We start from the raw sequence: 16,235 nt of genomic DNA on the forward strand, positions 1-16,235 counted from the left end.
TGCGCGGGCGCGATGCGTCGAAGGCTGCAGCGCGTGCAAAAACAATGGCGAGTCTTGTCAACTTTGGGTTGAACCAATGCGAATCTGTGCTAAGTTTTATTCATCAACTTAGAGGTGATTCGAGATGATCAAAGCAGGCGACAAAGTGACCATTAAGCCGGACTTTCAGGACGCGGGCGACTCTGCCTTCGACTGGATTGCAGTCGACGACGAAGGCAACGGGCGCGTTTCGATCAAGCCGACCAACACGGGACTCGCATTCCCTCCCGTGAACGTCGTTCGGGTCGACATGCTGGAACCTGCGCGAGGTTACGCAACGGAATTTCCGGACTTCCCCGCCGAAGCGATGCCGCCCATTCCCGAAGGCTTCGGGGACGCATCGTGGCGCAATGACCTGTGCCCGTGTTTCCAGCACGAAGGCAGCGGAGTCGTTCTCTGGGTCGACTATCCGAAGGGTATGCAAGAGGACGATGGCAGCGCGCGTTTTAACGTGGTGCGCTGCACCATGGTCGACCCTGTGGGCGGCTGGCAGTATTGCGGCGACGTTGTCGAGTTGCTGGCATCCGACGATTGGGAAGAGGTAGCGCGAGCGCTGCCGACGTTCACGGGTCAGCAACTCGAAAAGGAAAAGTGCGAGGACGAATTCACGCGCGAGACCGTCGACGGTCTGACCGATGGCATGGCGCTGCCTGTCGCGATGCGGGTCGCGCGGTTTCGGCTGGGACAGGCGACCATTGACGATGCGCGCGCCATGCTTGCCGAAGAGGAAGCGTCCGCCAATCCCTGCCCGGATTTGATGGCGCGGCTTGTCGAGATCATCGGGAAGGGCGCGCAGTAATGCCGCCGGGCCGTCCGGTCGACCCGATGCGCGCAGCCGCACGGGAGGAAGGCGCGGCGCACTATGTCGGGCGACCATGTCGCCACGGGCACGACGGCACGCGCTACACCTCCACGGCGGCTTGCGTGGCCTGCCTCGCGGCGCGTCGGGACAAGTGCGCCTAATCAATCAACTTTTACGGGAGTTTCAACCATGGCACGTTATTTCGTCGCGCTTATTCCGGTCGCCATCACAGCGGCAGCCGTTGCGCACTTTCTGCAGCGCGCAGTTGAAGCGCTGCCGCTGTGATCGCCCGCGAGATCCTGCGCGGTCTCATGGGTGGCGCGCTCCTCTTGATCCTTGTCGCGACCATGGGCGCGGCGGGTCTCATGCTTGGCTATTGACGGGAGTTTCAGACATGAATGTTTCGAGCCGATTTGATGGCGGTTTCTACCTCCAGCACGCATCGCACATCGCGCGTTGCATCTATCTGCCGACCACGGGATTCGAAGGTTTCGGCAAGGCGCGCCGTCGGAAGATCTATCCAGCGGGCGCAATCCGGGTTCCGTTCGGCGCGCAGTATCGCGACTTTGCCGCGCTGGACGATGCCAAGGAATGGTTTGCCGACATGATCGCGACGGCATCGGGCAGCGAGTGTCCGCCGCAAGGGTCGACGAAGGTGCACGGGCACAGCACGTTGCGGCAAATCAACCGTTGGGCTGACCGTCCCGAAGTTGCGGGCGGGGCTGACCTGTACGTGCAGAAGTGCGGCGACGGTTTCAGTTGCTACGGTTTCGACGTTGCCGACAGGAAGGGGCGCGCCGTCGCGAAGTGGTGCGGCCACGAATTCGCCGAAGGTCTCGCGACCGGTACGGTCGAACATTGGGACGCGTTCCAAGCTGCGATGGCGGCAGGCGCCGCGCACCATGCAGCCACTAGCAAGCGCTGCCCGGCGGAACTGACTCCCGCACTCGCGGGGCTGGAGGGCCAGCGCGTTGAAGTAACCGCGCCCGATGGTGAAACGCGCCGTTTCTGGGTCGGGGAGTCCAGCGGCTGGATGCCGTGTCACCTGGAAATTTTGCGGCGGAATTCGTCGGGCGGCTGTGCCGTCCATCTGCCCGAGGGCGCGACCGTCCGGGTTGTTTCGACCCAGCGCGCCTAACGTTTCAACATTTAGAGGAGTGATCAACCATGACGACATTTACCGCCACTTATAGCCCCGAAGACAACAAGCTGCGCCTGTACGCGTCCAGCCGACTGGATGCCGAAACGTTCGCCCGTATCAAGGAAGCCGGATTCAAGTGGGCGCCTCGACAGGAACTGTTCGTCGCGCCGAAGTGGACGCCAGCGCGCGAAGACATCCTGGTTGAACTTGCGGGCGAGATCGAAGCCGAAGAGATGACGCTAGCCGAACGCGCGGCGATCAAGGCTGAGCGGCTGGACAACCTCGCGCACAAGCGCAACCGGGAAGCGCAGGCGCTGCACGCGCGCGCCGATGACCTGTCTCAGGCCTTTTACATGGGCCAGCCGATTCTTGTGGGCCACCATTCCGAACGCAAGGCGCGCAAGACTCAAGAGCGGATGCAATCGGCGATGACGCAGGCGATCAAGGCTGAAAAGGCTTCGAATTATTGGCTGTACCGTGCCGAAGGTGTCGAGTGTTTTGCCAACATGAAAAACAACCCGAGGGTAAGGGCGAACAGGATCAAGACTCTCCTCGCGGAACTGCGCGACCTGCAGCGCGGAATCAACGCGGCGCACAGGGCGCTGAAGGTCTGGGAAAAGGCGACAACCGATGCGCAAATAAAGTGGACCCTTGGCAATCTTCCCAGCGACGAGACTCTGGCGTCCTATGGTCTCTATTCGGCGGTTTGCCCGTTCGGCGACACAGCCCCGACGATGGAACCCGCGGCCGCGCGCGCGCAGTGTATCGAGGCCGCCGAATTGCGCATCAATGGCCCGACGCGGCGCCGCTGGATTGAGCACGTGCTCAATCGTCTCGCGTTCGAACGGTCGATGTTGGGTGATGTCCCGCGCTATTCGGGCGAACTGACTCCGGTGATCCTGCAGGCCTTCGCAAGGGCACACGGCGCGGAAAAACCGGCCTGTTCCATCGTCGACGACGGGTTCTATTTGCTGGAATCCCCGGTCCCGCTGCCCGCGCACCTTTCGGACAATTCGTGGCTGGAGCTGACCGGCGATGAATGGCGCGACGTAATGCAGGCTTGCGGGTACGAAGTGCCCGCGACGAAACCGCGCCGCACCTCCAGCAAGCCGAAGCCTGCAAGCCTGGTCAATCTGTCCGAAGCGCAAGCCGCACAGCTTCAGCGGATTTGGAATCTGCACATGGTCGCCGCGTGCAAGCGGCATCAAACGCCAGAAACGAACGAAGTGCGCGCGATGGATCAGGCGCGGTTTTCGGCGAATTCGAAGGGGACCTATTCCCCGCTTTCGACGGTCGAAATTGCCGCCGACGGTACGAAGGTGCGCGGCGTGTGGCGCGGCGGGGAATTCGTGAAAAGCGGCGAACCTGTCGCGCGCATTCGGATTTGCACCGCGGGTTCCGGTTTCTACAAGCCTAGCGCGGTTGTGCGCATCGTCGACAAGCCGTGCAAGCCGCTGCCGTTCGACCTGGACGCGCTCGAGCGCGAAGCGCAGGCGGCAGCCGATGCCCGTATTGCTGAAAACGGGAGGGCGGCAGCATGAAAGCCGATGTTTACCGGCGGCCGCTGGGTAAGGTGCTGCGCATCCCGGTACGGCGCCGCGAGGATTTCGCCGCGATCGAACGCGCGCAGCCCGTGGAAGTGGTTGCGGTTGACCGCGCGACGGAATGCCACGTCACCCCGCCCGATGTTGCTGCGCGGATGGTTTCATACCTCGGGCGCATCGGCGATATGCAGGCGCTGGAACCCAGCGCGGGAACGGGGAACCTGTCGCGCGCGATGATCGAAGCCGGCCACTCGCGGTTTGAACTGACTCAGGTCGAACGGCACCACAAGCTCGCGGGCATGCTCCACGGTTACGGCAGCGTTATTCATCGGTGCTTTCTGGATTATGCCGAAGAGGCGCGCGGGAAGGTCGAATTCGTCCGGGTGATCATGAATCCACCCTTTCGCGAGGTGCGCAAGCACGTTGCCGCCGCGGTCTCGCTCATGGGGCGCAACGGGCACGATTGCCCGGCCTGCCTGGTCGCCCTGGTTCCGGTTACGTTCCATTGGGACGGCGCCGAAGAGCTGGAGCGGTTGCCCGTCGACACGTTCGCCGCGGCGCGCGTCCACACGAAGATTATTCGCATTTACGGCGCGTGATCGCGCGCCCGTTCAATCAACCAAAAGGGGATCTACTCATGATTCTTGTTTCTGAAGCCACGGGCCCGGCTGCCTGGGTCGGGTATTTCATCAATGGCGATGCCGACGGGCTGGAACCCGAAGAGCTCGCGGCGGCCGATGCATGGTTGCAGCGCCACGCGCCCGCCCGTCCCGTTTCGACCGTCGACGACAGCGAACGTTTTTCGTGGTCCTATAACGTGCACGGGGGTACCGCGCAGGGTGGCACGGTTTGTGACTACGTGCTGCACGCGGCGGCCGATGAATTGCCGGTGATTTTCCGCGCGGAACGAAGCGGCGACCATGTCGGGGAAGTAACCGCGGTTTTCCCGACCCTGCCGAACGACAGGCACGGGCGCGAATTCACGACGTATGCGCACATCGGGCAGCACAGCGGCGGGTCTTTCGGATGGTACCGGGCGACACGTCCCGCGACGCACGAAGAATTCGCGCCGCTGTTGCGCGAGCTGCGCGGGATCTACGAAAGATCGATGGCGCCCGGCGACCCGGTCTATTCGCTGAAGGTCTGCCAGCGCATCACGGCCGCGCATCGCCGGGCCTGTGTCGACGCGGCGCGCGCGAGCGGGAGTGCGGCGGCATGAGCGGGCAGCGGGTTAGCGAGGAATACCTGGACGGCATCCGCGAGGGCCGCGCCTGGTTCAAACGTTACGGCATGAGCGATGCGCGCGAGAATCTCGACAACCTGGAGCGCACGGCGCGCACGTTCGCCGCGTCGAGTCCGGTCGGGCAGATGTTGCGCGGCGAAAGGGATTTCTGGCGCCTTCAGCTCAGGAAACACAAAGGGAAGGGGAAGGCGGTATGAACGCACGGGATGCATGGCGGCAGGTTTACCGGCTCCACCGCGGCGGGTTGCGCGATCATGCGTTGCTGTCGCAGGCGATCGCGGCGACGGGCGAGACATGGCGCGGGCCCTGGACCGTTCCCGTTGCCTCGCGGATGGTCGACCACGTCCAGCGCCGCGCCGATTTGCCGCTTCGGGTGACCGTGTTAAACGGTTTCGGCAGCCACAACCCGTTTAGGGCATCGGCTGCGCAGATGGATTCACCCGGCTGGCAGCGCGAGGAACGAAAGCGCCGCGCGTTGATCGATCGATTGGCAGCGGCGGGCCGGCTGGAATTAGACGCGGGCGGCTATGTTTCGGGAGTCGTGACATGATGGTCATAGGCGCGTTGCTGATAATCTGCCTGGTCAGCACCACGAAAAAGGAAATTGCCGCCGCGCGCGGCGCGCTGGCCCGGCACAACGGGCGATTATGGGGCGCGGCCGCGTTATTGTGGCTCTTCCTGGTCTACTGCATGCGAAATTAGGGCGCCTCTCGGGGCGCCCTTTCTTTTTGCCCGGTCGCGCCCGTCGCGCGCTGCCGCGCTGGAGGCTGCCCGGTCGCGCCCGTCGCGCGCTGCCGCGCTGGAGGCTGCCCGGTCGCGCCCGTCGCGCGCTGCCGTGCTGGAGGCTTACCCCTCCTCGATTCATCTCTCCCCGATTGAGGCGCGGGCGCCCCGCACCCCCGTCCTCGATTCATCTCTCCTCGATTTATCATCACGCATATGTTGTGGAATCAATCATAAGTTGATACAGCGTTGTCATGCGGTACGGTTCAGTGTGCAGCGGCATCGAGGCCGCGACCATCGCCTGGCATCCTCTGGGCTGGGAGCCAGCCTGGCTGGCCGAGCTCGACAAGTCCGCCAGTGCGGTCCTCGATTATCGACTACCGGGTGTCCCCAACCTCGGGGACATGACCCTGATCGCCGATCGTGTCTTGTCGGGCGAAATCGAGGCGCCCGATGTACTGGTGGGCGGAACGCCGTGTCAGTCGTTCTCGATGGCCGGCCTGCGCGGCGGTCTCGGGGACGCGCGCGGCCAGTTGACACTAGCCTTCGTCGTGCTGGCCAATGCGATCGACATGGTTCGCACGGCCCGGGGCAAGCCGCCCGTCATCATCGTCTGGGAGAATGTGCCCGGTGTACTCAATCACAAGGATAACCCCTTCGGCTGCCTGCTTGCAGGGCTCGTCGGAGAAGATGATCCGCTCCAGCCAGCAGGGCGAAAGTGGACGAACGCTGGTCTTGTGTGTGGACCCCAAAGAGCAGCCTCGTGGGTCATCAAGGATGCCCAATGGTTCCGATTGGCCCAACGACGCCGCCGTGTGTTCGTTGTCGCAAGTGCTCGTGAGGGCTTCGATCCCGGAAGGGTACTTCTTGAGTTCGAAGGCGTGCGCCGGGATTCTGCGCCGCGCCGAGAAGCGCGGGAAGACGTTACCCATCCAACTGCACCGTGCCTTACAGGCAGTGGCCGGGGACTGGAGCGGACAGGGGACACCAGAGGACAGGATCCCGTCGTCGCTGTCATCAGCGACGACGGACGAGTTCGACGAGCTGTTGAACTAGTCCCTACATGGTGGGACGGGCGCGACGTTTCGCAGACGCTCGACGCGGTGCTGCACAAGGGGCAGACGATGCCCGAAAAGAACCGGTTTCCGGCCGTTCTGCAGCCGGTCGCCTCCGCCATCCAGGAGCGTGCGATTTGCGAAAACCCACACGCCGGTCCCGATGGGGTCGGGGTTCGCGACGACGACTGTGCCTTCACCATGGAGGCACGCAGTGTACCCCAGGGTGTGGCTTATGAGGTGCTGCCGTTCGACACGACGCAGGTAACGAGCCCGCGCAGCGGTAATAACCCGCAGTGGGGCGACCCTTGCCACCCGCTCGCCCGTGGCGCCCATCCTCCGGCCGTATGCGTCACGGGAGACGTGACGCATACGCTCAAGGCGGAAGGCTTTGACGCGAGCGAAGACGGAACAGGGCGCGGCCAGCCGATCGTGTGCCATGGTAGCCAGGATCCCTGCACCGGAGAAATCGCCTTCGCGCCCGGGCGGAACAGCGGGCAGGAGAATGCGCTGTTCGACGGCGTCCGGATGGCCGTGCGCAGGTTGATGCCGATCGAGGCCGAACGCCTCCAGGGCTTTCCCGATGACTGGACCCGGATCCCGATGCGGCTCTACAAGCAGTGCAAGATCACCCGGACGCGGCCCGCCCATATCTGGGAACCCGACGCACAAGGACGTGGCTGGTGGCTCATGGCTGCAGACGGTCCGCGCTACAAGCAGCTCGGCAACTCGATGGCGACCCCTGTCATGCACTGGATCGGCGCGCGTATCGCGGCGCAGGTCGAAGCGTTGCGCGAGGACGAATTCGACGCGCTGCTGGGGCACAACGGCGGACCGCCGCTCGACGACGAATTCGACGCCTTGCTCGCCTGACGCGAAAACCCCCGACAACCGGGGGGAGGGTTGCCGGGGGTCGAGATGATCGGGGGAGCATCTCCAGGGGGTGTCACTTCTTTGCTTGATTCGCGGTTGAATGTCAACATACAATCACCTTACAGTTGATTCGTTAAACAGGGACCTGACTCATGCTCAACACGAAATCGCGAGACATCCACGCCGACAACATCGCCGCCGGCTGGTGGAACCCGGCACGACCCAATGCCGTATCGCTCATGCTCATCGTTTCGGAAATTTCCGAGGCCAGCGCGGCCTACGCCTCCCCGCTGCCCAAGGACGACAAGCTGACCGATCGCTATGGTCTCGAGGTGGAACTGGCTGACGCGGTGATCCGGATCCTCGACCTGGCGGGATTCGCCTGCGTCGATCTGGAGGCCGAGTGTGCCGCGCTGCGCCGTTTCGACGGACGTTACCGTTCCAAGCTGCCCGTCCACCGCGCGCTGCTCGAGGTCGTGAACGAGCTGAGCGCCGCAATGGAAGGCGACCGCAAGGCGAACCGGGCGCACTTCGCGCGCCATCTGGCCGCCGCGTACATGCGGATCAGCGAACTGTGCTGCGATCTCTCGTTCGACCTGTGGGGCGCGATCGAGGAGAAGCGGGCGTTCAACAAGATCCGGCTCGACCACCAGCTCGCCCAGCGCCGCGCCGCAGGTGGCAAGGCTTACTAAAGAAATCACCTTTTAGTTGACACAGCACCTGAGTCGGGTAATCTGCGACTCACCAATTCACGGGGACCTTCCACCATGACGACTTCCGACGCTGCCCCCTATCGGGCGGGCACTACCTCTTCGTGTCTGCGTCTCGCGGCTGGCGCGAGTGCCGAAGCGCTGCGCGCTGCGCATCGCACCAAGATGGCCAACAAGAAGCTGGCACGCGGCTTCGTCCAGGTCGGCTTCACGCCGGTGCGCCACGCGCGGATCGACGCGGCGATCTACACCCAGATGTCGGCCAACGTCGCGATGGGGCAGGCGCCTTTCGAAGCCGAGATGCAGGCACGCGCGATCATCGCGGGCAAACTTCCCGAGCGGCGCCGCGACTACTACACGCTGCCGCGCCCGTCGAAGTCCGACGACGCGGCGTATCGCCGGGGGAACCGGTGATGGCGGTCCTTATCGCGCGGATCGTGCTGGCGGTATGGTTCGCCGCGCTGATCGCGACGCTGCTGCGCGTGCTCGCGCGTGCCCCTGCCGTCCACCTCTACCCTGCGCAGGTGCGATCGCTCGCCCTGTGGAGCATCGGCGGCGCACTGCTCGAGATCGCGTTGCTCTGCGTCGCGGGCACCTGGTCGTGAACCGCCGGGTGCTCGTGACCGGCGGACGCGCCTTCGCGGACCGTGTCGCGGTGTTTCGCACGCTCGACGCGCTCCAGCCGATCGAGTGCGTGATCCACGGCGATGCCACCGGCGCCGACGCGCTGGCCCGCGAATGGGCACGGGTGCGCGGCGTCCCGGATGAGGCTTACGCCGCCGACTGGGAGAACCTGGAAGGTGTGCCGGCGAGCCGTCGGCGGATCAATCGCAGGACGCGGCGCTACTACAACGTCACCGCCGGTTTCGAACGCAACCAGCGCATGCTCGACCATGCACAGCCCACCCACGTAATCGCCTTCGCGGGCGGCCGGGGAACCAACGACATGGTCGGGCGCACGATCCGGGCGCGCGCGGCGGGTGCGGCAATCGAATTCGTGGACATGAGGGAGGTTTCGCAGTGAAGCGGTACACCGTCTACCTGGCCGGTCCGATCTCAGGCCTTGGTTACGCCGCCGCGACGGACTGGCGCGCCTCGGCGATCGACTGGCTCGAGCAGCATGGCATTCAGGGGCTCTCGCCGCTGCGCGCCAAGGACTATCTTTCGCACATCACCGCGGACGTGGGCTTTTCCGAGACCTGCGAGGATTACGCGCAGCTTTCCGCGCTTTCGACCCAGCGCGGCGTGATGGATCGCGATCGCTTCGACGCGACACGCTGCGACGTGCTGCTGGTCAATCTGCTGGGTGCGACCAAGGTCTCGGTCGGCACGGTCATGGAGATCGCCTGGGCCGACCAGAAGCGCACGCCGATCATCGCGCTGATCGAGGCCGACAGGTCGAACGTCCACGAGCACGCCATGGTCAACGAGGCGATCGGTTTCCGGGCACCCTCGCTCGAGGAAGGGCTGCACCTCGTGCGCAGCATTCTCGCGTGATGGAGTTCGTCAAACCGCTCGCACTCGCGATCCTCGCCGTGGTCGCACTCCTCGCAGCGCTCGCGAAGTGCTGCGTCCCGCCAACCGGGTGCCACTGGGCACCCTGGCAGACCGCGGAACGGCTTGGCGACGGGCTGATCTTCGGACTTGCCTCCATTGTCCTTGCGCTTGGCGCCGGGCTCACACTCTAGGAGCGGAAACGATGATCATCGACGACCCTGCCAACGGCGGCAGCGAACCCGGTGCCTGGAAGGACGCTCTGGCGATGCGACCGAACAGCTTCGTGGCACGTGATCCTGCGGATCCCGAACACTGGTCACGCTCGCGCCTCGTCGGTGAGGTACAGGCGCTACGCGCACGTCGCGACGAACTGCTGCGCGGTGCCAATGCGAGCGTTGAGACGATCCGCGCGCTGCGGCACCAGTGCCGGACGGGCCGGACTCCGGATACGGACCCGCCGCATCCCGAACAGCAATACCTCGACCTGCTGCGCGATTGCCTCGAGAACGGTGTCTACCGCGAAGGTCGCAACGGTGGAACCTTTGGCCTGTTCGGCCGCCAGATCCGTTTCGACCTGTCGCAGGGCTTTCCGGCGCTGACGACCAAGCGGCTGCACTTCAGGTCGATCGTGGTCGAGTTGCTCTGGTTTCTGCGCGGCGATACGAACACGGCCTTCCTGCACGAACATGGCGTGACGATCTGGGACGAATGGGCCGATGAAACGGGCGAACTGGGACCGGTGTACGGCAAGCAGTGGCGCTCGTGGTCGGATTACAGCAACCACGGCAACTTTCGCGACATCGACCAGGTCGCGAACCTCACAGCAGGCCTGAAGAACGATCCCTACGGCCGCCGGCATATCGTCACCGCCTGGAACCCGGCCGATATCGACGAGATGGCGCTGCCGCCGTGCCACTGCCTGTTCCAGTTCTTCGTCGCCGACGAGAAGCTGTCGTGCCACCTTTACCAGCGCTCGGCGGACGTATTCCTGGGCGTACCATTCAACATCGCGAGCTATGCGCTGCTCGTGCACCTGATCGCGCTCGAGGTAGGGCTCGAGGTGGGCGAGTTCGTTCACTCTTTCGGCGACGTGCACCTTTACGAGAACCACGTCGAACAGGCCCACGAGCAGTTGACGCGCACCCCGCGGGCAATGCCGTTCCTGCACATCGCGCGCCACGACGTGGATGACATCGCGCAGTATCAGCCGCGCAACATCGTCCTGTGCGATTACGATCCGCATCCGGCCATCAGGGCCGAGGTGTCGGCGTGACGGTTCGCGATGTCCGCTTGGTCCCCGCTGCCTGAAATGCTCTGGCGCATCGATCCGCGTGTCGAGGAAGCCCGGCGCCTGCCCGAATGGGCACGCTTCCACCGTCTGTGCGGGGAGGCCGGGCTCTATTTCGACCACATCGAGCGCGCCGGGCGCACCTATCGCGCGAGTGCCTTCACGCTGAACAGGCGCGGGCCGGGGCGGTATTCGCCGGTGCTGCTGGGGCAGGGGGAGGCGCGCGATCCGGTTTCCGCGATCGAGGCCGCCTATCGCGCCAGCGGGCGCGCAGTGGGCGGCGCCGGGGAAATGCTCGCCCGCCGGCTGGGTGGAACGGGGGTCGCGACGCGGGCCACCTCCGGGCGAGAACCGGACGACGATGACGATTTCGAAGACCTGCTGGACGACAACGATTTCGAGGGACTGCTGTGATGAAGACCGTGAACGTCATGATCGACGACGAGACCTGGGGCCTGACCCCGGGCAGTGACCTGCGCAGCGTCGGCGCCTGTGTGTTCGACCCCAAGAGCGGCTACGTCGCCGAGAGCGGACCTGACACCTTCTATCTTGCGACCGAGAACCCGGTCGCGCGCCGGGGACTCCTGCTGCGCAAGCGGGCGCGATACCCGCTGACCCGCGATCCGGCGACGGTCGACTGGTGGAACGGCCAGAGCGCCGAGGCGCGTGCCGCGTTCGCCCGGCCGGTAGACCTTGCTGCGGTGCTCGAGATGTTCACGCACTGGTTGCTCGCCAAGGCCTGTCCCGACCAGCCGCTCGAGAAGCTGGTTGCCGATCTCGCCACCGGCTGGCGCCCTCGCCACCTGCGCATCTGGTCGCACGGTGCCAATTTCGATCCCGGCATCATGGAAGCCGCGTTCCGGGCGGTCGGGTTGCCGGTCCCCTGGTTCTACCGCAGCCCGCGCGACACGCGTACCTGTTTCGACGATGCCGGGATCGCCGATCACGAAGCCTGGCTCGCCCAGCATCCCGGACCGCTCGGTATCCTGCACCATGCGCTCGACGATGCGATCTGCCAGGCCCGCGCGGTATGCTCGGCGCAGTGGATCCTTGCCGACGCGTTGGGACGCCGCGAACGCGAGCTGGTCCGCCATGCGCGCCGTGGCGGTCTGTATGACGTGCTCGGCCAGGGCGAACTGCAGAGCGCGCGCCAGATTGCCGAAGGCGAAAGCATGACGGTCTACCGATCGCTCATCGACGGCCGCATCTGGGTTCGCCCCAGTGCGGAGTTTCGCGACGGGCGTTTCTCACCGGTCATGGAGCGCGTGGCATGAGGGGGCGTAGCTGGGCACCCTGGTTCGCCTATCGCTCGGCGCTGCGCCGCCGCACCCGTGCCCTCACCGAGGTGAGGCTGCTGTATCCGGCGGTGTTCGTAAGCAGTCCGCCGCATGTGGAGGTGCACATACCAGCGCCGCAGTTCCTTGACCTGCCACTGATCAAGAAAATCGTCAGCGATTTCGTAGCCAAGAAGGAGGACGGCCATGTCTGAAATGCTCGCCAGCTATCCCACCACGACGTGCCTGATCGGCTTTTGCTCGCCGGTCATGGGTTCGGGCAAGACGACCGCGGCGCAGTACCTGGTCGATCATCACGGATTCACCCGGGTGACCGTTGCCGGTCCGATCAAGCGCATGATCCACGCGCTGCTCGGCTGCTGCGGTATCAGCGCGAGCCTTGCCGAACGCTATGTGAACGGCGACCTGAAGGAAGTGCCGATCGGCGATCTGGGTGCATTCATGCCGTCCTACGCCGAGGCCATGCTGGACGTGCTTGGCCCGCTGCCGCCGCACATCGAGCTTACCCGCGATATGCTGCTCGAAAGCTTGGTCGAATGGGGCGAGGACAATCTCCAGCCTGCCGTGACCTCGCGCCGGCTGCAGCAGACGCTGGGCACCGAGTGGGGGCGCGACCAGGTCGACGAGAACCTGTGGTGCCACGTCGCGGGCGAGACGGCGCACCGCGAACGTCTTGCAGGCCGCAGCGTCGTGATCGACGACATGCGCTTTCCCAACGAGCTTGGCATGGTCCAGCATTTTCGCGGGCTGCCGGTGCGCATCGTGCGACCGGGCGTCGAGCGGCAGGGCGAGGCGCATGCGAGCGAAGGGAAGCTCGACATGATCCGGATGCCCGAGGTCGTGAACGCCGGGAGCCTGATCGACTTCTACGCCGAGGTCGAGCTTCTTGTCGCCGAGGCCGTTGTCGCGTAACTACACTTTCACCTTTTTGGTGATTTAAGCACGAAGGATTGTCTCCCCTATGTCGCTGACGCCGTTCCGGTCCGAATTCGCCCGCACCATCTTCAACCAGAAGTACCGCCACGAGAGTGCCGACACCTGGGACGAGCTGGCCGACACGCTTGCGACCGATGTCTGCGCGAGGCACATGCCGATCGGCGACATCGCCCAGCTTGCCCAGTACATCGCCGATATGAAGTTCATCCCCGGCGGGCGCTATCTCTATTACGCCGGGCGCGCGCGCAAGTTCTTCAACAACTGCTTCATCTTCAAGTCGCGCGAGGACACGCGCGAGGACTGGGCCGATACCTCGTGGAAGCACGAGAGCGCGCTCATGACGGGCGGTGGCACGGGCAACGACTTCTCGGTCTACCGCCCGCGCGGCGCGAGGCTGGGGGCAACCGGCGGCGTTGCCTCGGGGCCCATTCCCAAGATGATGATGATCAACGAGATCGGCCGCAACGTGCAGCAGGGTGGCAGCCGCCGCTCGGCGCTCTACGGTTCGCTGAACTGGCAGCACGCCGATGCACGCGAACTGATCTCGGTAAAGGACTGGGATGCGCTGCCGATCCCTGGAACCTCGGCGACTTTCGGCGATGCCAAGCGCGCGGACTTCAACTTTGCCTGCCCGCTCGACATGATGAACATCTCGCTCAATTACGACAATGCCTGGCGCGACGGTGAGCGGCTCAACGAGATCTTCATGCTCAACGTGCGCGAGGCACTGCGCCACGGTGAACCGGGCTTCTCGTTCAACTTCGACGAGAAGGAAGACGAGACCGGGCGCAATGCCTGCACCGAGGTGACCAGTGCCGACGACTGCGATGTGTGCAATCTGGGCAGCCTCAATCTGGGGCGGATCGAATCGATCGACGAACTGGCCGACATCATCCGTCTCGCCCAGCGTTTCCTCGTGTGCGGCACGCTGCGCGCCGAGCTGCCGTTCGATCGCGTCTACGAGATCCGCGAGAAGAACCGCCGGCTGGGTCTCGGTCTCATGGGCGTGCACGAATGGCTGATCCAGCGCGGCCACCGCTACGAGGTGGTGCCTGAACTGCACGAATGGCTCGCGGTCTACCGCGATGCCAGCGACGCGGAAGGGGCCGCGTTCTGCGACCGCCTCGGGATCAGCCGTCCCGTCGCCAACCGCGCGATCGCGCCCACCGGTACGATCGGCATCATGGCCGGGACGACCACGGGTATCGAGCCGCTGTTCGCGGTCGCCTACCAGCGCCGGTACCTGAAGGGCGGGACCGACTGGCACTACCAGTACGAGATCGACGGGACGGCGCGCGAGATGATCGATCGCTACGGTGTCGATCCCGACACGATCGAGAGCGCGGTTGACCTCGCCGCCGATCCCGAACGGCGCATCGCCTTCCAGGCTGACGTGCAGGACTACGTCGACATGGCGATTTCCTCGACGATCAACCTGCCGCAGTGGGGATCAGCCCTGAACAACGAGGACACGGTGAAGCCGTTCGCCGAGACCCTCGCGCGCTACGCGCCGCGACTGCGCGGCTTCACGGTCTACCCCGACGGTGCGCGCGGCGGCCAGCCGCTGACCGCTGTCCCCTACGGCGAGGCACGGGCCCTGCAAGGACAGGAATTCTCCGAGAGCTACACCGACGTTTGCGACCTGCGCGGCGGCGGCACCTGCGGCGTCTGACGTGCGCTGAAAATCAACCAAGTAGTGATAATCGACACAACGGGAACAGCAACATGACGATTGGCCACAATTCGGGACATGGCGATTTCGACGACGAGAACGGCATCGAAGTCACCGACGATCGGCTGCGCCTCCTGATCGAGCGTATCGAGACTCTCGAGGAGGAGAAGAAGGGCGTAAACGACGACGTTCGCGAGGTGTACGCAGAGGCGAAGGCGGTCGGCTACGACGTGAAGATCATGCGCCAGATCGTGCGCCTGCGGAAGATGAAGCCCGACGACCGGCGCGAACAGGATCTGGTGCTGGAGACCTACCGCGCCGCTCTGGGGATGGTGTGATGGCCGGCTCGCCGCTCGAGGATTTGCTGCGGTCCTGCCAGATGGAACGCGGGCAGATCGTGCTGACATGCCTCGAGGGCGAGTGGGGCGCCACCATCGCGCACCAGTATGGCCCGATGGTCCACCCGATGATGCGCTGGCGTGACGACCCCGTCGACGCGCTGCGTTCAGCCCTGGTCGAGGACTCCCGCATCGAGAAGGATGCGTCCCGGCGCTACGCGATCGCACCCAGGTTCGGTACCTCTGCAGGAATTCCACCGGACGAAAAAAAGAAATTTCCTACAGGGCCCGAATCGGTCATAAGCGGAACACAACAGGAACAACTGGCGCTCTTGGACGATGACGACGACTTCGGGGATCTGCTGTGACGGATACATTTTCCGCACTGAAAACTGGCCATTACGGGGTGATCGAAGCGGATCCGGCCTGGGGCTGGGTGTCGTTTTCGGGAAAGGCTGCTGCACCGCACCGTACCGCGCAGGCACCCTATCCGGTGATGACGCTCGACGAAATGAAAGCGATGCCGGTGGCCGATCTCGCGGCGCGCGATTGCCTGCTCAACATGTGGGTGATCGGCAGCCATCTCGATCAGGCCATCGAGCTGGGACGGCACTGGGGCTTCACGTTCAAGTCCGATGGGTTCGTCTGGGTCAAGACGGGCAAGCACGATCCGGCCAAGCGACCGATCACGATGGGCAAATGGGTGCGCAAGCAGGTGGAGTATTCGCTGCTGTTCTCGCGCGGCAAGCCCTCGCGCACCGATGCCGGCGTGCGCCAGCTCATCGAGACGGGCGACAACGTGATCTACGAGCCGCGGCGCGAACACAGCCGCAAGCCCGATTCCCGTTACGAACGGCTCGAGCGGCTATGTGCCGGACCCTATCTGGAGCTGTTCGCGCGCACGCGGCGCCCGGGCTGGGATGCCTGGGGCAACGAGACCGACCGGTTCACCCCTTCGGAGGAGTTCGATTCCCTCCTTTCGGGCGATGCGGGCAGGGGTGAAGCAAACGATTTCGACGCGCTGTTGTTCTGATCACTAACGCACGTTATCCACATTGACGTTAGAAAACATCAATTAA

Annotated in this window: 24 protein-coding genes; all 24 read left to right on the forward strand. The window is 64.5% G+C overall.

What is annotated here, in order from left to right:
• The first annotated feature begins 124 nt into the window (after nucleotides 1–124).
• The 24 genes from I5E68_RS09715 to I5E68_RS09830 all read left to right on the forward strand — a co-directional run bounded on the left by I5E68_RS09715 (nucleotide 125) and on the right by I5E68_RS09830 (nucleotide 16,189).
• A complete protein-coding gene (locus I5E68_RS09715) occupies nucleotides 125–838 on the forward strand; it encodes a hypothetical protein (RefSeq protein WP_197163279.1) in 714 nt (237 codons plus the stop codon).
• Between the two features lie 397 nt (nucleotides 839–1,235).
• Nucleotides 1,236–1,979: a hypothetical protein gene (locus tag I5E68_RS09720; RefSeq protein WP_197163281.1), complete on the forward strand. Its 744-nt coding sequence runs from the start codon at nucleotides 1,236–1,238 to the stop codon at nucleotides 1,977–1,979.
• Between the two features lie 29 nt (nucleotides 1,980–2,008).
• Nucleotides 2,009–3,523, forward strand: a complete 1,515-nt coding sequence (locus I5E68_RS09725; RefSeq protein WP_197163283.1) for a DUF3560 domain-containing protein — start codon at nucleotides 2,009–2,011, stop codon at nucleotides 3,521–3,523.
• Nucleotides 3,520–4,125, forward strand: coding sequence for a methyltransferase type 11 (locus I5E68_RS09730; RefSeq protein WP_197163285.1), 606 nt, complete (start codon nucleotides 3,520–3,522; stop codon nucleotides 4,123–4,125). The genes I5E68_RS09725 and I5E68_RS09730 overlap by 4 nt, the downstream gene beginning before the upstream one ends.
• A 38-nt stretch (nucleotides 4,126–4,163) precedes the next feature.
• Nucleotides 4,164–4,745 (forward strand): DUF6926 domain-containing protein, encoded by a 582-nt coding sequence (locus I5E68_RS09735; protein WP_197163287.1) that lies wholly within the window; start codon nucleotides 4,164–4,166, stop codon nucleotides 4,743–4,745.
• Complete coding sequence (locus I5E68_RS09740) at nucleotides 4,742–4,966, forward strand: hypothetical protein (RefSeq protein ID WP_197163289.1); 225 nt, start codon at nucleotides 4,742–4,744, stop codon at nucleotides 4,964–4,966. Before I5E68_RS09735 ends, I5E68_RS09740 begins: the two co-directional genes overlap by 4 nt.
• Nucleotides 4,963–5,319 (forward strand): hypothetical protein, encoded by a 357-nt coding sequence (locus tag I5E68_RS09745; RefSeq protein ID WP_197163291.1) that lies wholly within the window; start codon nucleotides 4,963–4,965, stop codon nucleotides 5,317–5,319. Before I5E68_RS09740 ends, I5E68_RS09745 begins: the two co-directional genes overlap by 4 nt.
• Complete coding sequence (locus I5E68_RS09750) at nucleotides 5,316–5,471, forward strand: hypothetical protein (protein ID WP_197163293.1); 156 nt, start codon at nucleotides 5,316–5,318, stop codon at nucleotides 5,469–5,471. Before I5E68_RS09745 ends, I5E68_RS09750 begins: the two co-directional genes overlap by 4 nt.
• 275 nt (nucleotides 5,472–5,746) lie before the next feature.
• Nucleotides 5,747–7,420 (forward strand): DNA cytosine methyltransferase, encoded by a 1,674-nt coding sequence (locus I5E68_RS20145; RefSeq protein WP_228726917.1) that lies wholly within the window; start codon nucleotides 5,747–5,749, stop codon nucleotides 7,418–7,420.
• A gap of 152 nt (nucleotides 7,421–7,572) precedes the next feature.
• Nucleotides 7,573–8,112, forward strand: coding sequence for a nucleoside triphosphate pyrophosphohydrolase family protein (locus I5E68_RS09760; RefSeq protein WP_197163296.1), 540 nt, complete (start codon nucleotides 7,573–7,575; stop codon nucleotides 8,110–8,112).
• A 75-nt stretch (nucleotides 8,113–8,187) separates the two neighbouring features.
• Nucleotides 8,188–8,544, forward strand: a complete 357-nt coding sequence (locus I5E68_RS09765; protein WP_197163298.1) for a hypothetical protein — start codon at nucleotides 8,188–8,190, stop codon at nucleotides 8,542–8,544.
• Nucleotides 8,544–8,735, forward strand: a complete 192-nt coding sequence (locus I5E68_RS09770; protein ID WP_197163300.1) for a hypothetical protein — start codon at nucleotides 8,544–8,546, stop codon at nucleotides 8,733–8,735. The genes I5E68_RS09765 and I5E68_RS09770 overlap by 1 nt, the downstream gene beginning before the upstream one ends.
• Nucleotides 8,732–9,154, forward strand: coding sequence for a DUF2493 domain-containing protein (locus I5E68_RS09775; protein ID WP_197163302.1), 423 nt, complete (start codon nucleotides 8,732–8,734; stop codon nucleotides 9,152–9,154). Before I5E68_RS09770 ends, I5E68_RS09775 begins: the two co-directional genes overlap by 4 nt.
• On the forward strand, nucleotides 9,151–9,627 hold the full coding sequence (locus I5E68_RS09780) for a nucleoside 2-deoxyribosyltransferase (protein ID WP_197163305.1): 477 nt from the start codon (nucleotides 9,151–9,153) through the stop codon (nucleotides 9,625–9,627). The genes I5E68_RS09775 and I5E68_RS09780 overlap by 4 nt, the downstream gene beginning before the upstream one ends.
• On the forward strand, nucleotides 9,627–9,818 hold the full coding sequence (locus tag I5E68_RS09785) for a hypothetical protein (protein ID WP_197163307.1): 192 nt from the start codon (nucleotides 9,627–9,629) through the stop codon (nucleotides 9,816–9,818). Before I5E68_RS09780 ends, I5E68_RS09785 begins: the two co-directional genes overlap by 1 nt.
• 11 nt (nucleotides 9,819–9,829) lie before the next feature.
• Nucleotides 9,830–10,900, forward strand: coding sequence for a thymidylate synthase (locus I5E68_RS09790; protein WP_440590237.1), 1,071 nt, complete (start codon nucleotides 9,830–9,832; stop codon nucleotides 10,898–10,900).
• A 9-nt stretch (nucleotides 10,901–10,909) separates the two neighbouring features.
• Nucleotides 10,910–11,329 (forward strand): hypothetical protein, encoded by a 420-nt coding sequence (locus I5E68_RS09795; RefSeq protein WP_197163310.1) that lies wholly within the window; start codon nucleotides 10,910–10,912, stop codon nucleotides 11,327–11,329.
• Nucleotides 11,329–12,189: a 3'-5' exonuclease gene (locus tag I5E68_RS09800; protein ID WP_197163312.1), complete on the forward strand. Its 861-nt coding sequence runs from the start codon at nucleotides 11,329–11,331 to the stop codon at nucleotides 12,187–12,189. The genes I5E68_RS09795 and I5E68_RS09800 overlap by 1 nt, the downstream gene beginning before the upstream one ends.
• Nucleotides 12,186–12,404: a hypothetical protein gene (locus tag I5E68_RS09805; RefSeq protein WP_197163314.1), complete on the forward strand. Its 219-nt coding sequence runs from the start codon at nucleotides 12,186–12,188 to the stop codon at nucleotides 12,402–12,404. Before I5E68_RS09800 ends, I5E68_RS09805 begins: the two co-directional genes overlap by 4 nt.
• The gene (locus I5E68_RS09810) at nucleotides 12,397–13,122 is read left to right on the forward strand and encodes a deoxynucleotide monophosphate kinase family protein (protein WP_197163316.1); all 726 of its coding nucleotides are present in this window, start codon (nucleotides 12,397–12,399) and stop codon (nucleotides 13,120–13,122) included. The genes I5E68_RS09805 and I5E68_RS09810 overlap by 8 nt, the downstream gene beginning before the upstream one ends.
• 49 nt (nucleotides 13,123–13,171) lie before the next feature.
• Complete coding sequence (locus I5E68_RS09815; protein WP_197163319.1) at nucleotides 13,172–14,818, forward strand: ribonucleotide reductase barrel domain-containing protein; 1,647 nt, start codon at nucleotides 13,172–13,174, stop codon at nucleotides 14,816–14,818.
• A gap of 53 nt (nucleotides 14,819–14,871) precedes the next feature.
• Entirely contained in the window at nucleotides 14,872–15,156 is a 285-nt protein-coding gene (locus I5E68_RS09820; protein WP_197163321.1) for a DUF2312 domain-containing protein, read from the forward strand.
• On the forward strand, nucleotides 15,156–15,524 hold the full coding sequence (locus tag I5E68_RS09825) for a hypothetical protein (RefSeq protein ID WP_197163323.1): 369 nt from the start codon (nucleotides 15,156–15,158) through the stop codon (nucleotides 15,522–15,524). Before I5E68_RS09820 ends, I5E68_RS09825 begins: the two co-directional genes overlap by 1 nt.
• Nucleotides 15,521–16,189, forward strand: coding sequence for an MT-A70 family methyltransferase (locus tag I5E68_RS09830; RefSeq protein WP_197163325.1), 669 nt, complete (start codon nucleotides 15,521–15,523; stop codon nucleotides 16,187–16,189). The genes I5E68_RS09825 and I5E68_RS09830 overlap by 4 nt, the downstream gene beginning before the upstream one ends.
• Nucleotides 16,190–16,235: the final 46 nt, after the last annotated feature.

Source organism: Novosphingobium aureum (assembly GCF_015865035.1).
GTDB classification, from domain to species: Bacteria; Pseudomonadota; Alphaproteobacteria; order Sphingomonadales; family Sphingomonadaceae; genus Novosphingobium; species Novosphingobium aureum.

What these genes read in the sequence shown, in the direction of transcription:
- I5E68_RS09770 (WP_197163300.1), top strand. Translation starts at nt 8,544, where the DNA reads ATGGCGGTCCTTATCGCGCGGATCGTGCTGGCGGTATGGTTCGCCGCG.
- I5E68_RS09750 (WP_197163293.1), top strand. Translation starts at nt 5,316, where the DNA reads ATGATGGTCATAGGCGCGTTGCTGATAATCTGCCTGGTCAGCACCACG.
- I5E68_RS09815 (WP_197163319.1), top strand. Translation starts at nt 13,172, where the DNA reads ATGTCGCTGACGCCGTTCCGGTCCGAATTCGCCCGCACCATCTTCAAC.
- I5E68_RS09725 (WP_197163283.1), top strand. Translation starts at nt 2,009, where the DNA reads ATGACGACATTTACCGCCACTTATAGCCCCGAAGACAACAAGCTGCGC.
- I5E68_RS09795 (WP_197163310.1), top strand. Translation starts at nt 10,910, where the DNA reads ATGTCCGCTTGGTCCCCGCTGCCTGAAATGCTCTGGCGCATCGATCCG.
- I5E68_RS09800 (WP_197163312.1), top strand. Translation starts at nt 11,329, where the DNA reads ATGAAGACCGTGAACGTCATGATCGACGACGAGACCTGGGGCCTGACC.
- I5E68_RS09745 (WP_197163291.1), top strand. Translation starts at nt 4,963, where the DNA reads ATGAACGCACGGGATGCATGGCGGCAGGTTTACCGGCTCCACCGCGGC.
- I5E68_RS09785 (WP_197163307.1), top strand. Translation starts at nt 9,627, where the DNA reads ATGGAGTTCGTCAAACCGCTCGCACTCGCGATCCTCGCCGTGGTCGCA.
- I5E68_RS09810 (WP_197163316.1), top strand. Translation starts at nt 12,397, where the DNA reads ATGTCTGAAATGCTCGCCAGCTATCCCACCACGACGTGCCTGATCGGC.
- I5E68_RS09805 (WP_197163314.1), top strand. Translation starts at nt 12,186, where the DNA reads ATGAGGGGGCGTAGCTGGGCACCCTGGTTCGCCTATCGCTCGGCGCTG.
- I5E68_RS09790 (WP_440590237.1), top strand. Translation starts at nt 9,830, where the DNA reads ATGATCATCGACGACCCTGCCAACGGCGGCAGCGAACCCGGTGCCTGG.
- I5E68_RS09820 (WP_197163321.1), top strand. Translation starts at nt 14,872, where the DNA reads ATGACGATTGGCCACAATTCGGGACATGGCGATTTCGACGACGAGAAC.
- I5E68_RS09765 (WP_197163298.1), top strand. Translation starts at nt 8,188, where the DNA reads ATGACGACTTCCGACGCTGCCCCCTATCGGGCGGGCACTACCTCTTCG.
- I5E68_RS20145 (WP_228726917.1), top strand. Translation starts at nt 5,747, where the DNA reads ATGCGGTACGGTTCAGTGTGCAGCGGCATCGAGGCCGCGACCATCGCC.
- I5E68_RS09735 (WP_197163287.1), top strand. Translation starts at nt 4,164, where the DNA reads ATGATTCTTGTTTCTGAAGCCACGGGCCCGGCTGCCTGGGTCGGGTAT.
- I5E68_RS09720 (WP_197163281.1), top strand. Translation starts at nt 1,236, where the DNA reads ATGAATGTTTCGAGCCGATTTGATGGCGGTTTCTACCTCCAGCACGCA.
- I5E68_RS09825 (WP_197163323.1), top strand. Translation starts at nt 15,156, where the DNA reads ATGGCCGGCTCGCCGCTCGAGGATTTGCTGCGGTCCTGCCAGATGGAA.
- I5E68_RS09760 (WP_197163296.1), top strand. Translation starts at nt 7,573, where the DNA reads ATGCTCAACACGAAATCGCGAGACATCCACGCCGACAACATCGCCGCC.
- I5E68_RS09715 (WP_197163279.1), top strand. Translation starts at nt 125, where the DNA reads ATGATCAAAGCAGGCGACAAAGTGACCATTAAGCCGGACTTTCAGGAC.
- I5E68_RS09740 (WP_197163289.1), top strand. Translation starts at nt 4,742, where the DNA reads ATGAGCGGGCAGCGGGTTAGCGAGGAATACCTGGACGGCATCCGCGAG.
- I5E68_RS09730 (WP_197163285.1), top strand. Translation starts at nt 3,520, where the DNA reads ATGAAAGCCGATGTTTACCGGCGGCCGCTGGGTAAGGTGCTGCGCATC.